This is a genomic window from Stenotrophomonas sp. YJH_SMC_20 (genome assembly GCF_059367845.1).
In genome coordinates this window covers 50,888-66,327 of sequence record NZ_JCAFRG010000003.1, presented here as the reverse complement: position 1 = coordinate 66,327, position 15,440 = coordinate 50,888, and the positions used below count along the sequence as shown (strand labels likewise).

Genomic DNA, 15,440 nt, shown 5'->3' with positions numbered 1-15,440 from the left:
TTGGACACATACGACATGGGCCGCCACCGGCCTAGCATCGGAATCCCCCTTCCGCTGCCCACCCGGTGCCATGAAGTCCCTGCTGCACACTGCCGCGCTCTGCGTCGGCCTGCTCATCGCCCCAGCCAGCGTGCTGGCCGCGCCTGATGCCGACGCCAAGCCCGATCCGAAAGACGACAAGACCGAGGCACCTGCGTTGCCCGCAGACGCCTCAGCCCGCCAGAGCATGCGCCTGGCCGGCCGCACCCTGGACTACACCGCCACCGTCGGCACCCTGCCGGTACGCGATGCCAAGGGCAAGGTGATCGCCGATGTGGTGTTCACCGCCTATACGATGCCGGGCAAGGACCGGCCGGTGACCTTCGCGCTCAATGGCGGCCCCGGTGCGTCGTCGGTGTACCTCAACATGGGCGCGATCGGGCCCAAGGTGGTGACCTTCGGCTCCGAGGGTGACAGCGCGTCGGCGCCGGCCACGCTGCACGACAACCCCGGCACCTGGCTGGACTTCACCGATCTGGTGTTCATCGATCCGGTCGGCACCGGCTTCAGCCGCGCGCGGATCGGCGACGATGAAGCGAAGAAGGCACTGTACAACCCCAGCGCCGACATCGAATACCTGTCACGCTCGATCTACGACTGGCTGCTGCGCAACCAGCGCATGGCGTCGCGCAAGTACCTGACTGGCGAGAGCTACGGCGGCTATCGCGGCCCGCGCATCACCCACTACCTGCAGACCCGGCTGGGCGTGGCGATGAACGGCCTGGTACTGGTCTCGCCGTACCTGAGCCCGACCCTGGAAGACAACGCCGATGTCTCGCCGATGGCGTGGATGCAGACCCTGCCGTCGATCGCCGCCGCGCACCTGGAGCGCCAGGGCAAACTGACCGATGCAGCGATGCGCGAAGTAGTGGAATACACCCGTGGCGACTACGCCACCGCCTTGATGAAAGGCCGTAGCGATCCGCAGGCAACCGAGGCGATGCTGCGCCGGGTGACCGAACTGACCGGCCTGGACCCGCAGTTCGTGCGCCGTGCCGGTGGCCGCCTGGAAACGCAGGCCTACCTGCGCGAAGTATTCCGCGACAAGGGCACGCTGGGCAGCCGTTACGATTCCAATGTGACCGCGTTCGATCCGTTCCCGAACGATCCGGAGCAGCGCGCCAACGATCCGCTGCTGGACAGCATCATCGCGCCGACCACCACGGCGATGGTCGACTTCGTGACGCGCGTGGTCGGCTGGAAGGTGGACGCGCGGTACCAGGCGCTGAACTACGACGTGAACCGGCTGTGGGACCGCAATGGCGAGCTGCGCGATGGCGCGGTGACCCAGCTGCGCCAGGCCGTGGCGATCGACCCGCACCTGCAGGTGCTGATCGTGCATGGCTGGAACGACCTGTCGTGCCCGTTCATGGGTTCGATCCTGACCGTGGACCAGATGCCGACGATGGGCAGCAATCCGGACCGGGTGCAGGTGCGCAGTTATCCGGGCGGGCACATGTTCTACAGCCGGGCCGACAGCCAGGCGGCGTTCCGGAATGATGTGAAGGCGCTGTTCCAGCGCAATTGATGGGTGGTGGCGGCCGGGCCTGCGGCCCGGCACCCGCTGGATCAACGGCAACGGCAAGGTCCACGGCAAGATCAACTGCAAAAGCGGGCTTCCTGAGTGCTGGCGAGGTGGGGTGGATATGCAGGACACGCCGTAAACCCGTCCATGGGGGCTCGATGGCGCCATCCATGGCGCCAACGGTCCTGCATATCCACCCCACCCCGCCGCTGACAGGTTCCTGCTGCTGTTGTGGGTGCCGACCGTTGGTCGGCACGCTTGGATACAGAGGAATGATCTGCCATGAAAAAAGCCCGCCGGTATCCGGCGGGCTTTTTCGTTTGCAACCCTGGCGTGGCGATCAGGTCCAGCCGAACAGCTCGAACAGCTTCAGGATCAGGTACGCACAGCCGCCGGCCGCCGGGATGGTCAGGATCCAGGCCCAGACGATGCGCTCGATCACGCCGAACTTCAGCGAACGCGGGTTCTTGGCGAAGCCGACACCCATGATCGCGGTGGAGATGCTGTGCGTGGTCGAGACCGGCATGCCGAAGTGGGCCGCCAGGGTCAGGATGGTGGCCGAGCTGGTCTCCGCGGCGAAGCCGTGGATCGGGTGCAGCTTGACCATCTTGTGGCCCAGGGTCTTGATGATTTTCCAGCCACCCGAAGCGGTACCGGCCGCCATCACCACCGCGCAGGTCAGCACGATCCACATGGCGATGCCGTCACCGGCGTGCGCGTCCGGGTGCATGAAGGCCAGCCAGGACGGCAGATCGTTCAGTGCGCCGGTGGCTTCGGCACCAATCAGGGTCATCGCGATGATGCCCATGGTCTTCTGCGCGTCGTTGTGGCCGTGGGCGAAGCCCATGTAGGCCGCCGAGGCGATCTGCGCCTTGCCGAAGAAGGCATTGACGATGCGCGGGCGGGCCAGGCGGCCGATGGCGCCACCGACCTTGGCCAGGCCGGCGATCAGCGCCCACAGCAGCACCATCACCACAATGCCGAGCAGGAAGCCGGCGATCGGCGAGGTGATCATCGGCACGAACACCTTCCACAGCAGGCCCTTGTTCTGCGCCCAGCTGCCCAGGCGCTCGGACCAGATCAGGGCATCCCAGTTGTTGTGGGCCGCAGCCAGGCCGGCGCCGCAGAGGCCGCCGATCAGCGCGTGCGAGGACGAGGACGGCAGTCCCTTCCACCAGGTGATCAGGTTCCAGATGATGCCGCCCAGCAGCGCGCACAGGATCACCTGCGGGGTGACTTCCACCACGTTGGTGTTGAGCAGGCCCGAGGCGATGGTCAGCGCCACCGCCGTACCGGTCAGCGCACCGATGAGGTTCATGAAGGCGGCCAGCATCACCGCCCAGCCGGGCGAGAGCACCTTGGTCGCCACTACGGTGGCAATGGAATTGGCAGTGTCGTGGAAGCCGTTGATGAACTCGAAGACGAGCGCGGCCAGGATCACTACCAGGACAAGGGTCAACATGCGGCGGCGTCCGTCAGCTGTTCTTCAACACGATCTGGTACGCCACCACGCCAGCCTCGCGGCAACGGTCGATGGCCTTTTCCAGGATCTCGAAGAATTCCTTCAGCAGGAACATCTGCAGGTTGTCCAGGCGACCGGAGTAGATGTCGCGGTACAGCTCGAGCATCAGGCGGTCGGCCTCGTTCTCCAGCGAGCGCAGCTTCTCGTTCAGCGCGGTCATCCGGTCCAGGTTCATGTGGCGCAGGTCGGCCACCATCTCCACCACCACGCCGGCGGCCTGCTCCAGCATCGCCGCGCGCGGCGCGAAGTCGATGTGCTCCAGGTGGGTCGTGGCCAGCGAATAGCGATCGGCGAACTTCTCGATCTGCTTCGGAATCTTGTACAGGGCCGAACCCAGCGCTTCGATGTCTTCGCGCTCGATGGGGGTCATGAAGCTGTCCACCAGCGCCTGGCTGATCTTGTCCGAGGCCGCGCGTTCGCGCAGGCGGGCCAGCTTGAAGGCGTCCAGCGCGGGCTGGCGGTCGGCCTCGCGCAGCATGGAATGCAGCGCCTTGGCGGCATCGGAAGCCGCGACAGCAGCCTCATCGAGCAGGGTGTAGAACTGTTTGCCGGAACCGAAAATGGTCTGCAGAGAGAACATTGAGAAACCTGTCAGCCGTCGCGGGAAGGACGGCACCAGAGCGAATTATGACGGCTAGATGACCATCACGGGTATCCCCGCGCCCTTTCCGGGCTCTGGGAGCCCCAACCTGAACAGGCGGTTGCCACCCTGCCACGCCCCTTTGCTAAGATGCCAGCGCGCCTTCGGGCGCACCTTATGGACGACGACCCTTATCCCCCTGCGCCGCGCCGGACCCCGTTCCTGAGCGCCTGCCGCCATCGCAAGCACCCGCCCTCCCTGCCACCAACCGGGGACGACGCCCGTGTTTGAAATGATCCTGATTGTCTTCGCGCTGGTTCTGCTGAACGGCTTCTTCGCCATGTCCGAGATGTCGGTCATGACCTCGCGCAAGAGCCGCCTGAAGCAGATGGCCGCCACCTCCAAGCGCGCCGCCAAGGCGCTGGAGCTGTCGGAGAAGCCGGAGAGCTTCCTGTCCACCGTGCAGATCGGCATCACCGTGATCGGCGTACTCACCGGCTACCTCGGTGGTGATGCGATCGGCGACGCGATCGCCGGCTGGCTGCAGGGCCTGATGCCCGGCTTTGCGTACGCGCGCGAAGTAGGCACCGCCCTGGCGGTCTCGCTGATCACCTTCATCACGCTGATCTTCGGCGAACTGGTGCCCAAGCGCCTGGCCCTGACACGTTCCGAGGCCATTGCCGGCCTGGTCGCGATGCCGATGAGCTGGCTGGCCAGGCTCGCCCTGCCCTTCGTCTGGCTCCTGTCCAAGACTACCCAGCTGGTGCTGAAGGTGCTGGGCCTGGGCAAGGACGAGGCCGCGCAGGTGACTGAAGAAGAGATCCGGATGCTGGTGGCCGAGAGCCACGAGGCCGGCGTGATCGACGCCCACGAGCGCGACATGATGAACCGCGTCATGCGCCTGGGCGACCGCACCGCCGACAGCCTGATGACGCCGCGCAACCGCATCGCCTGGCTCGACACCCAGGCCGGGCTGGAGCGCAATCTGGACATCATGGCCGAGCACGAGTTCTCCCGTTACCCGGTGTACCGCGACAACGACATGGACGTGGTCGGCGTGCTGGAGCTGAAATCGCTGGCCACGCGCATGGCGCGCGGCGACAACGCGCTGTTCCAGACCCTGCGCGAACCGCTGTACGTCTCCGAATCGACCCACGCGATGAAGCTGCTGGAGATCTTCCGCGAGGAACAGCAGTCGATGGCGCTGGTGGTGGACGAGTACGGCGAGATCCAGGGCCTGGTGACCATCAGCGACCTGATGGGCGCCGTGGTCGGCCGCCTGCAGGCGGTCGAGAATGCCGACGAGGATGCCCTGGTGGTGACCCGCGAGGACGGCTCGCTGCTGGTGGACGGCTCGCTGCCGATCGAAGACCTGCGCGAGCTGATCGGAAGCAACGACCTGCCCGATGCCGAGGACGGCGATTACTACACGCTGGCCGGCATGTGCATCCACTACTTCGGCCGCATCCCGCACGCAGGCGAGTACTTCGACTGGGCCGGCTGGCGCTTCGAGGTGGTCGACCTGGACGGTGCGCGGGTGGACAAGCTGCTGCTGCGCACGTTGTCCGACGAGCAGGCCGATGAGCTCACCGCCTGAGACCGGCCAGGGCCAGGGCGCTCAGCGCGCGGCCTACCGCAACGAGGGCATCCGCACCCTGCTGGAGATGTTCGCCTCCGGCGATCCCGCCGAGCACATGCCGCTCGGCCAGATCCTCAGCAACCTGCAGCAGAGCGCGTTCGGCGTGTTCCTGTTCGTGGCGATCCTGCCCTCGTTCATCCCGATCCCGGGCATGGGGGGTGCGGTCAGCGGCCCACTGGTGGTCCTGATCGGCCTGCAGATGCTGTGTTGCCTGCGCCGCCCCTGGCTGCCCGGTTTCATTGCCCGACGCGGGCCGAAGCGCGGCACTATGCACCGCTTCCTGGACCGTATCGATCGCCCGTTGCGGCGGCTGGACAGGATGCTGAAGCCACGCCTGCCGCAGCTGCTGACACCGCTGCCCGCACACGCGTTCACTGGCCTGCTGCTGGTGTTGCTGGGCCTGCTGCTGTCGTTGCCGATTCCGTTCACCAACTTTCTGTTCGGCTTCCAGCTGCTGCTGTTCTCGCTGGCGCTGCTGGAACGCGATGGTGCGCTGATGCTGTTCAACTGGATCGCCGCACTGGTGGCGATCGCGTTCTTCGGCTTCAGTTCGGGGCAGCTGGTGGGCTATACAGTGGAGCTGTTCCAGCGCTGGTTCTGAAGCGGCATCCGGTAGAGCCGGCCGCTGGCCGGCTGCCACGTTTCCAGGGTTGCCGGCCAGCGGCCGGCACTACCAATACCGGACATCGGTCATCACCGAAGATCGATGAAGCCGTTGTCGGCCAGCGCCGCCGGTTCGTCCTGCACCGCCGACAGCACGAAGCTCAATGCCTTGCCCAGCAGCGTGCCCGGGCCATCCCAGTATTCGGCGCTCTCGGCGCGCACGTGGATCAGGCGCAGGTTCGGATCGTCCTTGCCACCCGGGAAGAACAGTTTCATCGCCGGCGACCACAGCTCCTCGATCTTCGCGCGGTCATCGACGACGCGGGCACGCCCGGCCACCGAGACATAGGTGTTGTTCGAGGGCGAGGCATACGCCACGTTGACCCGCGGGTCGAGCGCGATCTCGGCCACCTTCGGGCTGTCGGCGGTGATGACGAACCACAGGTCGCCGTCAAAGGCGACCTGCTGGGTGGCCAGCGGCCGACTGTAGAGCCGTCCGTCGACGCCGGTGGTGGTGAACATGGCCACCTCCACATCCTTGATCAGTTCGGCCAGCTGGTTGACGTGTTCGGCACGGGTGTCGGCCATGTGGGGGACTCCATCGGAATGAGCCCCCATCAGACCGGGCACGGCCGCAACAGCCCGTGACGCAATTGTTCAGCCCGCGTGGCGGGCGTGCCAGGCCTGCATGGTCAGTTCGAACGAGCGCAAGCGCGCGCGGTGGTCGTACAGGTTGGCGGTGAGCATCAGCTCGTCGGGCTTGTGCCGTTCGACAAACGCGGCGATGCCCTCCCCGACCTGCTGCGGATCGCCCAGCACGGTGCAGGCCAGCGCCCGCTCCACCCCCAGTTTTTCGTGCGGCTCCCAGAAGGACTCGATGTCGTCGATCGGTGCCGGAATCTTGCCCGGCCGGCCACGACGCAGGTTGACGAAACTCTGCTGCTGGCTGGTGAAAAGGCGGCGCGACTCCGCCTCGCTGTCGCTGGCAACGACGTTCAGGGCCAGCATCGCGTGCGGCTGCTTCAGCGCCGCCGAGGGGCGGAACTCGCGGCGGTAGACAGCAAGGGCTTCGTCCATCGCGTCGGGTGCGAAGTGCGAGGCGAACGCATACGGCAGGCCCATCGACGCGGCCATGCGCGCGCCGAACAGGCTGGAACCGAGGATCCAGGTCGGTACCCGCAGGCCGCCACCTGGAACGGCCTGCACCGCCTGCCCCGGCTGAACCGGCTCGAAGTAGTGCAGCAGCTCGCGCACGTCCTGTGGGAACTGGTCCGCGCTGTCGAAGTAGCGGCGCAATGCACGCGCGGTCGGCTGGTCAGTACCCGGTGCGCGGCCCAGGCCCAGGTCGATCCGGTCCGGATACAGCGAGGCCAGCGTGCCGAACTGCTCGGCCACCTGCAGCGGGGCATGGTTGGGCAGCATGATGCCGCCGGCACCGACCCGGATGCGAAGGGTACCGCCGGCGACATGGCCGATCAGCACGGCGGTGGCCGCACTGGCGATGCCGGGCATGTTGTGGTGTTCGGCCAGCCAGTAGCGGCGGTAGCCCAGCGCATCGGCGTGCTGGGCCAGTTCCAGCATGTTGGCAAAGGCGGTGGTGGTGTCACTGCCCTCGCAGACCGGGGCCAGGTCAAGGATCGACAACGGGATCATCAGGCGTTTTTCCGTCACAGGATCCCCCATGCATGGGGACGACCCGGCGCAGCGGCCAGTGCCGGTGGCAGGATGCTGATTCCCGCAGCGCGGGTCCACGACTGGCTGCGCTTGATCCGGTAGAGCCGGCCGCTGGCCGGCAGGCAACGTGCCCTGGCAGCCGGCCAGCGGCCGGCTCTACCGGGGAATCGACATCCCGGCTTAGAACGCGCTGGGGCGCGGATCAGGCAACGGCTGGTCGACCATCGGCTTCAGTTCCGCATCCAGCGCAATGCGCTCATCGAACACGAAGCAGCGGCCTTCGTAGCCTTCGCCGCCCACTTCCTCGAAGTAGCCGAGGATGCCACCGTCCAGCTGCAGCACGTTGTCCATGCCGTCGTTGACCATCCACAGCGCCGCCTTCTCGCAGCGGATGCCGCCGGTGCAGAAACTGACCACGGTGCTGTCCTTCAGTGCTTCGCGGTGCGGCGCCAGCGCCTCCGGCAGGTCGGTGAACTTGTGGATGGGCAACACCAGCGCATCCTTGAAGGTGCCGTACTCCACTTCCTGCAGATTGCGCGTATCGAGCATCACCACCGGCTTGCCGGCATCGTCATGCCCCTGCCGCAGCCAGCGCTGCACGGTGGCCGGATCCACCGCCGGCGCACGCGGATAGTCCAGCGGCTGGCCGTCATCACGGCGGAAGCTGATGATCTCGTTCTTCACCTTGGCCTTCAGCCGGGCGAACGGCTGGTGCTCGCTGAAGCTGGTCTTGACCCGCATATCGGCAAAGCGCGCGTCAGAGCGCAGCGCTGCGTAGAAACCCTCGACCGCCTCTGGCGCACCCGCCAGGAACAGGTTCAGCCCCTCGCCCGCCACCAGGATCGTGCCGCGCAGCTGTGCCGCCTCGGCACGCGCCAGCAGCTGGTCACACAGGGCCTGAGGGGCGTCGATGACGGCGAAATGGTAGGCAGCGGTATTGGCGATCATCCCGCCATTTTAGCGCCTCCCGCCCGCACAGACAGATTCAGGGGTCAGTGCCCTCTGCGCAGCAGAGGGATCCGACCCCAAGCCCGGCAGACACCCGGAATCTGTCAGGGGTGGGGCGGTGTGGGCAGGCGGGGGCGCAGAGCGCCATGGGCCCGGGGCATGCGCCGGGCGGGTTGGGCAGGACGCCCAACCCCGGTCTTGCCGTGTGCGCAGGACAGCGCACACGAGCAAGGCGCTCTACGAGGCACGCAGGAGCAGCGTTTGCCGTCCCCCGCCTGCCCACACCGCCCCACCCTCCCACTGAAGCCCGGCTTTTGACGTCGCCGTTGCGTCTGCGGGTGCCGGGTGCAACCCGGCCGAAACCCCTTACCCCCGCAACAGCACGAACGGCAGCAGCACCAGCGCAGCGGCAGCGGCCATCCCCAGCAGCACCAGCATTACGAACAGCGGCCGCCGCCGGAACAGGCTGCCGAAGGTCTCCGCCGTGCCATCACGCAATGCCTGCTCACGCTCGGCACGGATGCGCGGCCCGCGTTCGGCCTGGTACTCCGCCATCAGCGCCTTCGCACGTGGATGATCGGCGTCCTCGCGCAGCCACAGGCCTCCGTTGGAAATGCCCCAGGGGCTGGGTTCGGTGCGGTACCAGGCGATGCCGTGCTGGTCGAGCAGCGTGCAGACATCGGCGTATTCGTCGTCACCGACATTGCGCAGATTGAGCAGGAGTTTTGCCATGTCCCCATGATACCCGGCGCCGATGCGCTACCCTTGCCGCCCTCGACCTGCGCCCTACCGGAGACGCCCGATGCGCCGCCTGCTGCTTCCCCTGCTGCTGTCCCTCGCCGCCGCTGGCTGCTCGACCGAACCGTCCGGCCCCCCGCCCGGCGGCACCCTGACCGCCTTCGAGCGGATCGATACCGTGCCAGGTACCGGTGCTGAAGCCGTTCCCGGCAGCAAGGTCACCGTGCACTACACCGGTTGGATCTACGACAACCGTACCGAGACCAAGCACGGCAAGACCTTCGACAGCTCCTTCAAGCACGGCCAACCGTTCACCTTCGCGCTTGGCGCCGGCCAGGTCATCCGCGGCTGGGATGAGGGCGTGGCCGGCATGAAAGTTGGCGGCAAGCGCACGCTGATGATCCCGCCGGACTACGGTTACGGCGACCGCAAGGTCGGCCCGATTCCGGCCGGATCGTCGCTGGTGTTCGACGTCGAGCTGCTCGATGTCAAACCGTGATGCCGCCATGCCCCACCGCGTCGCCGTCATCGGCGGTGGCCCGGCCGGCCTGTTCGCCGCCGAGCGCCTGCGCGCCGCCGGGCTGGACGTCGACCTGTACGAGGCCAAGGGGTCGCCCGGCCGCAAATTCCTGATCGCCGGCAAGGGCGGGCTCAACCTCACCCATTCCGATCCGCGTCCGCTGTTCGACAGCCGCTACCGCGAGCAGTCCACGGCCGTAGGCCGCTGGCTGGACGACTTCGATGCGCAGGCGCTGCGCGACTGGGCCGCCGGCCTGGGCGTGGAGACCTATGTGGGCAGCTCCGGCCGCGTGTTCCCGGTCGACCGGAAGGCTGCGCCGCTGCTGCGTGGCTGGGTGCGCCGGCTGAAGGAACAGGGTGTGCGCCTGCATGCCAACCACCGCTGGATCGGCTGGGGTGAGGATGGCGCGCTGCGATTTGAAACCGAAGATGGCGCCGTTGAAGTACATGCCGATGCCACCCTGCTGGCCATGGGCGGCGGCAGCTGGCCGCAGCTGGGCAGTGACGGCGCCTGGGTCGCGCCACTGCAGGCCCGTGGCGTGGACATCGCACCACTGCAGTCGGCCAACTGCGGTTTCGACGTGGGTTGGACCCCATTCTTCGCCCAACGCAATGCCGGCGCGCCGTTGAAGCCGGTGGTCGCGCACTGGATCGACCTGGCCGGACAGCCACGGTCGCTGCAGGGCGAATGCGTGGCCAGCGAGTACGGCATCGAAGGCAGCCTGATCTATGCGATGGCGGCGGACCTGCGCGAGACCATCAACCGCGAGGGCCACGCGATGCTGTGGCTGGATCTGGTACCGGGCCGCGACGAGGCGCGCCTGCTTGCCGATCTGTCACGCCCACGCAAGGGCCGCAGCTTCGGCGAGCACCTGCGCCGCCAAGCCGGCCTGGATGCAGTGAAAGCCGCATTGGTGTTCGAGATTCTGGGTAAAGAAGCGGGCAGCGACCTGCCTGCCGTGGCGGCTACGCTCAAGCGCCTGCCGCTGCGCCTGCTGCGTCCCCGGCCGATGGCCGAGGTGATCAGCACCGCCGGCGGCGTGCGCCTGGATGCGCTGGATGATGGCCTGATGCTGCGGGCAGTGCCCGGCGTGTTCTGCGCCGGCGAGATGCTGGACTGGGAAGCGCCGACAGGTGGCTACCTGTTGACCGCGTGCTACGCCAGTGGCCTGCGTGCTGCGGAAGGCGTAATCAGGTGGCTGGCCGGGCGGTGACGCCTGCCTTGTAGCGTCGAGCCATGCTCGACGGCGTTACCTGTAGAGCCGAGCCCATGCTCGGCTTGAATCTAACGCCGGGAAAGGTCACTCACCACGGCCGGCGCATGCTCACTGAAGCCAGCGCCACGCCGCTGGGATGCGGGTAGGCCTCTTCGCGCACGCTGACGAACCCCTGGCGTTGATAGAACGGCACGGCGTTGAGCGAGGCCGACAGCACCACCTCACGTTCACGATCGGCCATCGCCAGCAGGCGCTGCATCAACGCCTGGCCAATGCCCTGGCCGCCATGATCCGGATTGACGAACAACGCATCGACTTCATTGGCATCGGCATCAAAGACGCCGAAGCCGAGCAGGCCACCCTGCCCGTCCTCGGCCACTACGCATCCGCCCTGCGACAACAGCCGCGCATACTGCGACGGTGGCGGCGAGGCAGACCAGGGCGCAATGACTTCGGGCGGGTAATGGCTGCTGCAGGTCTCGCGCACGCAACGCGTGCGCAGCGCCCACAACATGGCCACGTCATCCATGGTGCCGGTCCTGAACTGCATTACATCTCCTTGTAGAGCCGAGCCCATGCTCGGCTGCTTCTCGATCACGCATCGCGATGTTGGAACGAAGATCAGCCGAGCATGGGCTCGGCTCTACAACATCACGTTATCGCGACTTGCTGGCGCGCAGCGCCTGGATCTTCGGCGGTGGCTGGAACGAGTCGCTGCGCGCATCGGCCCAGAACGCATGGAACACCGCATGGTCGGGCACCTTGTGCAGCAGTTCGCCTGGCTCCAGGTAGCGGTACAACGAGGCCAGCGAACGGATCTCCACCGGCGAGACACGGCGCAGGATGTGTTCCGGCCCAAGTTCAGCCGGGTCGTTCAGGCCAGCGGCACACAGCAGTTCCTTCAAGGCATGCAGCGTGTGCTCGTGGTAGCTGTAGACACGAGCAGCCTTGTCCGGTGCATCCAGATGTTTCCAGCGCGCGGGATCCTGGGTAGCGATCCCGGTCGGACACTTGTCGGTATGGCAGCTCAGCGACTGGATGCAGCCCAGCGCGAACATGAAGCCTCGGCCGGCATTGCACCAGTCGGCCCCCAACGCGATGGTCCGTGCGATGTCGAAAGCACTGGTGATCTTGCCGGCCGCGCCGATGCGGATGCGCTCACGCAGGTCGAGGCCGACCAGGGTGTTGTGCACCAGCAGCAGTGCCTCATGCATCGGCACGCCGACATGATCGACGAACTCGGCCGGTGCCGCGCCGGTGCCGCCTTCGGCGCCATCCACCACGATGAAGTCCGGCAACAGGCCGGTTTCCTGCATCGCCTTGGCGATGCCGAACCATTCCCACGGGTGGCCGATGGCCAACTTGAAACCGACCGGCTTGCCACCGGACAGTTCGCGCAGGCGGGCCACGAACTGCAACAGTTCAACCGGCGTGGAGAACGCCGAATGGCGCGACGGCGACACGCAGTCAACGCCCATCGGCACGCCACGGGTCACCGAGATCTCGGCGGTCACTTTCGGTGCCGGCAGCACACCGCCGTGGCCCGGCTTGGCCCCCTGCGACAGCTTGATCTCGATCATCTTGACCTGATCGTGGGTAGCGTTGGCAACGAAGCGCTCCTCGCTGAAACCACCTTTCTCGTCACGGCAACCGAAGTACCCCGAGCCGATCTCCCACACCAGGTCGCCGCCCATTTCGCGGTGGTAGGGCGAAATCGATCCTTCGCCGGTGTCGTGGTAGAAGCCACCGCGGCGCGCGCCTTCGTTCAGTGCGCGGATCGCATTGGCTGACAGCGAGCCAAAGCTCATCGCCGAGATGTTGAACACGCTGGCCGAATAAGGCTTGGCGCAGTTCGGGCCGATCAGGACGCGGAAGTCATGCTTGGCAATCGTCGTCGGTGCCAGCGAATGGTTGATCCACTCGTAGTCCACCGCATAAGTGCTGCGCAGGGTGCCGAACGGCACCGTGTCCATCTCGTTCTTTGCGCGCTGGTAGATCAGCGCGCGCTGCTGGCGCGAGAACGGCACGTCTTCCAGGTCGCTCTGCACGAAGTACTGGCGGATCTCCGGACCGATCGACTCCAGCCCGTAACGGAAGTGCGCCATCACCGGATAATTGCGGCGCAACGTGCTGCGTTTCTGCAGCAGGTCCCAGGTCCCCAGCGCCACCATCGCGGCAGTCAGGCCGACGCCCCAGTACCAGGCTGGCCAGATCGTGGCCAGCCACAGGCATATCGGGAACATCAGGATGGCGAGCAGGTAGACGATATACCGGTGCATGGCGTTCCTCGGTTGCAACTGCCCCCGAGTCTACCGCGCCGTTCGCAGCCGGGGCTTACAAACGATCGTCAACCACGTTGCGCGGCCAGGCCGATTTCACGTCGTAGACCAGGCCACCGGGCGCCAGCAGCGCGCGGATTGCGGATTCATCCATCGCCTTGAAACGGGCGTGGGCCACCGCCAGCACCACCGCGTCATAGCGCCCTGCCCCGGGCTCGGCCAGCCAGTCCAGGCCCTCGCCGGTCAATGCCGCCGGGCCGACCCACGGGTCGCTTACCTCGACCCTCGCACCGGCATCGCGCAAGCGCTGTGCCAGTTCCAACGCGCGACTGTTGCGCAGGTCCGGGCAATCCTCCTTGAAGGTCACGCCCAGGACCAGGATGCGTGCATCCGCCGGCGCACGGCCACGCTCGGCCAGCATCGCCAGCACCCGAGCCGCTACGTGCTCGCCGACGCGGTTATTGACCTGTCGCGCGGTGTGGATCAGGTCCGGGTGGTAACCCACGCTCTCGGACTTGTGCAGCAGGTAGTACGGATCGACGCCGATGCAGTGACCACCGACCAGGCCCGGGCGGAACGGCAGGAAGTTCCACTTGCTGCCGGCGGCATCCAGCACGTCCTGGGTGTCGATGCCGAGCAGGTCGAAGATCAGGGCCAGCTCGTTGACCAGCGCGATGTTGACGTCACGCTGGATGTTCTCGACCACCTTGGCCGCTTCAGCCACGCGCATCGAAGGGGCCGGGAACGTACCGGCGGCAATGATGCGCTGGTACAGGCCATCAATCACCGCAGCGACCTCCGGGGTCGATCCGGAGGTGATCTTGCGGATGTCGGCAAGGCGCCGCTGGCGGTCACCGGGGCTGACCCGTTCGGGGCTGTAGCCGCAGTAGAAGTCTTCGTTGAAGCGCAGGCCGGACCCTTGTTCCAGCAGCGGCACGCACACTTCCTCGGTGGTTCCAGGGTAGACCGTGGACTCGTAGATCACCAGATCTCCGGCGCGGAGATGGCTGGCAATCAGGCGCGTGGCCGAACGCAACGGCTCCAGATCGGGCTGTTCGTAGGCATCGATCGGGGTCGGCACGGTGACGATGTAGACATTGCAGGCATCAAGCAGTGCCGGATCGCTGCCGTACTGCAACAGGTGCGCACTGGCCAGCTCGTCGGCTTCCATTTCCAGTGTGTGGTCCTGGCCGCTGCGCAGCTCGGCGATGCGACCGGCGTCAATATCGAAGCCCAACGTCGGCCAGTGCCGGCCAAACGCCACCGCCAACGGCAGGCCGACATAGCCCAGGCCGACCACCGCAAACCGAGGGTCGCTGGCCGCCGCAACCGGCACACTCATCGGCACATCCCATGCAATCGATGCAATCGCACATACGCTGCCATGGCTTCGGCCAACACACTCATCTGCTGCACCACTCCGGAAAACCTGCGCCAGAAAGGCTACAGCCTACCGGCCCCGGCGCCCTGCCGCCAAGGCGGGCTCAGGACCCCAACGCCACCGCCGCCGGTTCCAGCTCACCGTCGGCACCGGTCCAGGCCTGCAGCAGGCGTTCAAATCCACCGCTGCCAAGCAGGAAGCCGGGCCAAGCGGCGTCGACGATCTGCGCCAGTGGTTCTGGCTCGATGCGCCGCGTACCCATCGACCAGCGCGGAAATGCCCGCTGCACCACCGGAGCGCGGCACAGTACGTGCAGCTGCCCATGGCTGCGCGCGTTGAGGATGCGCTGGAACACCGAATCGATGCCGTCCTGCGGGCCTTCGAGGTACTGCAGGAAACGGCTGCCATCGAACATCAGGACGCCGGTGACTCCAGCTACACGATTGAATGCCGTGGCATCGGCCAGCAGGCGGTCAAGATCGGTTGTCTGCAGATCGGCGCGGGCCTCGCTGGCATAGGCAATCGCGTGCAGCGACATCAGATGGCTCCCCCCCTGGGAACGATGGCAGGGACTATGACATGAATACGATCGGCAGTTAAGCACGCGACCGCCGTGATGCAAACAGGCCGAGGCACCGCAGGTGGGCTACAATCGGCGCCGCGCTGCTGGCCCGGATGGCGAAACTGGTAGACGCATCGGACTTAAAATCCGCCGGGGGCAACCCCATGCCGGTTCGATTCCGGCTCCGGGCACCATACGCACGCCGCGCAACCCA

Annotated in this window: 15 protein-coding genes and 1 tRNA gene; 6 read left to right on the top strand and 10 right to left on the bottom strand. The window is 66.5% G+C overall.

From position 1 onward, the window contains the following. The first annotated feature begins 70 nt into the window (after positions 1 to 70). Positions 71 to 1,567, top strand: coding sequence for a S10 family peptidase (locus AC5P6A_RS06275; protein ID WP_111103056.1), 1,497 nt, complete (start codon positions 71 to 73; stop codon positions 1,565 to 1,567). A gap of 337 nt (positions 1,568 to 1,904) precedes the next feature. On the opposite strand, the gene AC5P6A_RS06270 is transcribed toward AC5P6A_RS06275, so the two are convergent. Both AC5P6A_RS06270 and AC5P6A_RS06265 read right to left on the bottom strand, forming a co-directional pair. Continuing rightward, complete coding sequence (locus tag AC5P6A_RS06270; RefSeq protein ID WP_019658889.1) at positions 1,905 to 3,026, bottom strand: inorganic phosphate transporter; 1,122 nt, start codon at positions 3,024 to 3,026, stop codon at positions 1,905 to 1,907. Positions 3,027 to 3,039: 13 nt separating this feature from the next. After that, on the bottom strand, positions 3,040 to 3,666 hold the full coding sequence (locus AC5P6A_RS06265; protein ID WP_004152833.1) for a DUF47 domain-containing protein: 627 nt from the start codon (positions 3,664 to 3,666) through the stop codon (positions 3,040 to 3,042). Positions 3,667 to 3,958: 292 nt separating this feature from the next. Between AC5P6A_RS06265 and AC5P6A_RS06260 the strand changes: the two genes are divergently transcribed. After that, entirely contained in the window at positions 3,959 to 5,263 is a 1,305-nt protein-coding gene (locus AC5P6A_RS06260; protein ID WP_005416017.1) for a hemolysin family protein, read from the top strand. Next, positions 5,247 to 5,906, top strand: coding sequence for an exopolysaccharide biosynthesis protein (locus AC5P6A_RS06255; RefSeq protein ID WP_021204405.1), 660 nt, complete (start codon positions 5,247 to 5,249; stop codon positions 5,904 to 5,906). Before AC5P6A_RS06260 ends, AC5P6A_RS06255 begins: the two co-directional genes overlap by 17 nt. A 92-nt stretch (positions 5,907 to 5,998) precedes the next feature. Here the strand turns inward: AC5P6A_RS06255 and AC5P6A_RS06250 are convergent, their stop codons facing one another. From AC5P6A_RS06250 to AC5P6A_RS06235, 4 genes are all read right to left on the bottom strand, one after another. Then, positions 5,999 to 6,496, bottom strand: a complete 498-nt coding sequence (locus tag AC5P6A_RS06250) for a pyridoxamine 5'-phosphate oxidase family protein (RefSeq protein WP_111103060.1) — start codon at positions 6,494 to 6,496, stop codon at positions 5,999 to 6,001. A 69-nt stretch (positions 6,497 to 6,565) separates the two neighbouring features. Next, positions 6,566 to 7,561: an LLM class flavin-dependent oxidoreductase gene (locus AC5P6A_RS06245; RefSeq protein WP_171952215.1), complete on the bottom strand. Its 996-nt coding sequence runs from the start codon at positions 7,559 to 7,561 to the stop codon at positions 6,566 to 6,568. Between the two features lie 201 nt (positions 7,562 to 7,762). Beyond that, positions 7,763 to 8,530 carry a sulfurtransferase gene (locus AC5P6A_RS06240; protein ID WP_346714712.1) on the bottom strand — a complete coding sequence of 256 codons (768 nt, stop codon included), beginning with the start codon at positions 8,528 to 8,530 and terminating at the stop codon, positions 7,763 to 7,765. Between the two features lie 366 nt (positions 8,531 to 8,896). Beyond that, a complete protein-coding gene (locus tag AC5P6A_RS06235) occupies positions 8,897 to 9,262 on the bottom strand; it encodes a DUF6164 family protein (protein ID WP_021204401.1) in 366 nt (121 codons plus the stop codon). 70 nt (positions 9,263 to 9,332) lie between these two features. Here AC5P6A_RS06235 and AC5P6A_RS06230 point away from each other — a divergent pair, with 70 nt between their 5' ends. Continuing rightward, positions 9,333 to 9,767 carry an FKBP-type peptidyl-prolyl cis-trans isomerase gene (locus tag AC5P6A_RS06230; protein WP_134729552.1) on the top strand — a complete coding sequence of 145 codons (435 nt, stop codon included), beginning with the start codon at positions 9,333 to 9,335 and terminating at the stop codon, positions 9,765 to 9,767. Continuing rightward, positions 9,754 to 11,001: a TIGR03862 family flavoprotein gene (locus AC5P6A_RS06225; protein WP_155029261.1), complete on the top strand. Its 1,248-nt coding sequence runs from the start codon at positions 9,754 to 9,756 to the stop codon at positions 10,999 to 11,001. Before AC5P6A_RS06230 ends, AC5P6A_RS06225 begins: the two co-directional genes overlap by 14 nt. Positions 11,002 to 11,092: 91 nt before the next feature. On the opposite strand, the gene AC5P6A_RS06220 is transcribed toward AC5P6A_RS06225, so the two are convergent. The 4 genes from AC5P6A_RS06220 to AC5P6A_RS06205 form a co-directional block, all read right to left on the bottom strand. Further along, positions 11,093 to 11,554, bottom strand: a complete 462-nt coding sequence (locus AC5P6A_RS06220) for a GNAT family N-acetyltransferase (RefSeq protein ID WP_111102018.1) — start codon at positions 11,552 to 11,554, stop codon at positions 11,093 to 11,095. 106 nt (positions 11,555 to 11,660) lie between these two features. Beyond that, the gene (locus AC5P6A_RS06215; protein ID WP_021204397.1) at positions 11,661 to 13,283 is read right to left on the bottom strand and encodes an FMN-binding glutamate synthase family protein; all 1,623 of its coding nucleotides are present in this window, start codon (positions 13,281 to 13,283) and stop codon (positions 11,661 to 11,663) included. Positions 13,284 to 13,338: 55 nt separating this feature from the next. Then, the gene (locus AC5P6A_RS06210) at positions 13,339 to 14,625 is read right to left on the bottom strand and encodes a nucleotide sugar dehydrogenase (protein WP_180877544.1); all 1,287 of its coding nucleotides are present in this window, start codon (positions 14,623 to 14,625) and stop codon (positions 13,339 to 13,341) included. 142 nt (positions 14,626 to 14,767) lie between these two features. Next, positions 14,768 to 15,202, bottom strand: a complete 435-nt coding sequence (locus AC5P6A_RS06205) for a BLUF domain-containing protein (RefSeq protein WP_019658901.1) — start codon at positions 15,200 to 15,202, stop codon at positions 14,768 to 14,770. A 131-nt stretch (positions 15,203 to 15,333) separates the two neighbouring features. On the opposite strand from AC5P6A_RS06205, the gene AC5P6A_RS06200 reads away from it, so the two are divergent. Then, positions 15,334 to 15,420, top strand: a tRNA-Leu gene (locus AC5P6A_RS06200). Positions 15,421 to 15,440 lie beyond the last annotated feature (20 nt).

Coding starts and splice junctions, on each gene's coding strand:
- AC5P6A_RS06255 (WP_021204405.1), top strand. CDS start 5,247: ATGAGCTCACCGCCTGAGACCGGCCAGGGCCAGGGCGCTCAGCGCGCG.
- AC5P6A_RS06220 (WP_111102018.1), bottom strand. CDS start 11,554: ATGCAGTTCAGGACCGGCACCATGGATGACGTGGCCATGTTGTGGGCG.
- AC5P6A_RS06270 (WP_019658889.1), bottom strand. CDS start 3,026: ATGTTGACCCTTGTCCTGGTAGTGATCCTGGCCGCGCTCGTCTTCGAG.
- AC5P6A_RS06240 (WP_346714712.1), bottom strand. CDS start 8,530: ATGATCGCCAATACCGCTGCCTACCATTTCGCCGTCATCGACGCCCCT.
- AC5P6A_RS06210 (WP_180877544.1), bottom strand. CDS start 14,625: ATGAGTGTGCCGGTTGCGGCGGCCAGCGACCCTCGGTTTGCGGTGGTC.
- AC5P6A_RS06235 (WP_021204401.1), bottom strand. CDS start 9,262: ATGGCAAAACTCCTGCTCAATCTGCGCAATGTCGGTGACGACGAATAC.
- AC5P6A_RS06260 (WP_005416017.1), top strand. CDS start 3,959: ATGATCCTGATTGTCTTCGCGCTGGTTCTGCTGAACGGCTTCTTCGCC.
- AC5P6A_RS06250 (WP_111103060.1), bottom strand. CDS start 6,496: ATGGCCGACACCCGTGCCGAACACGTCAACCAGCTGGCCGAACTGATC.
- AC5P6A_RS06275 (WP_111103056.1), top strand. CDS start 71: ATGAAGTCCCTGCTGCACACTGCCGCGCTCTGCGTCGGCCTGCTCATC.
- AC5P6A_RS06205 (WP_019658901.1), bottom strand. CDS start 15,202: ATGTCGCTGCACGCGATTGCCTATGCCAGCGAGGCCCGCGCCGATCTG.
- AC5P6A_RS06215 (WP_021204397.1), bottom strand. CDS start 13,283: ATGCACCGGTATATCGTCTACCTGCTCGCCATCCTGATGTTCCCGATA.
- AC5P6A_RS06225 (WP_155029261.1), top strand. CDS start 9,754: ATGTCAAACCGTGATGCCGCCATGCCCCACCGCGTCGCCGTCATCGGC.
- AC5P6A_RS06245 (WP_171952215.1), bottom strand. CDS start 7,561: ATGATCCCGTTGTCGATCCTTGACCTGGCCCCGGTCTGCGAGGGCAGT.
- AC5P6A_RS06265 (WP_004152833.1), bottom strand. CDS start 3,666: ATGTTCTCTCTGCAGACCATTTTCGGTTCCGGCAAACAGTTCTACACC.
- AC5P6A_RS06230 (WP_134729552.1), top strand. CDS start 9,333: ATGCGCCGCCTGCTGCTTCCCCTGCTGCTGTCCCTCGCCGCCGCTGGC.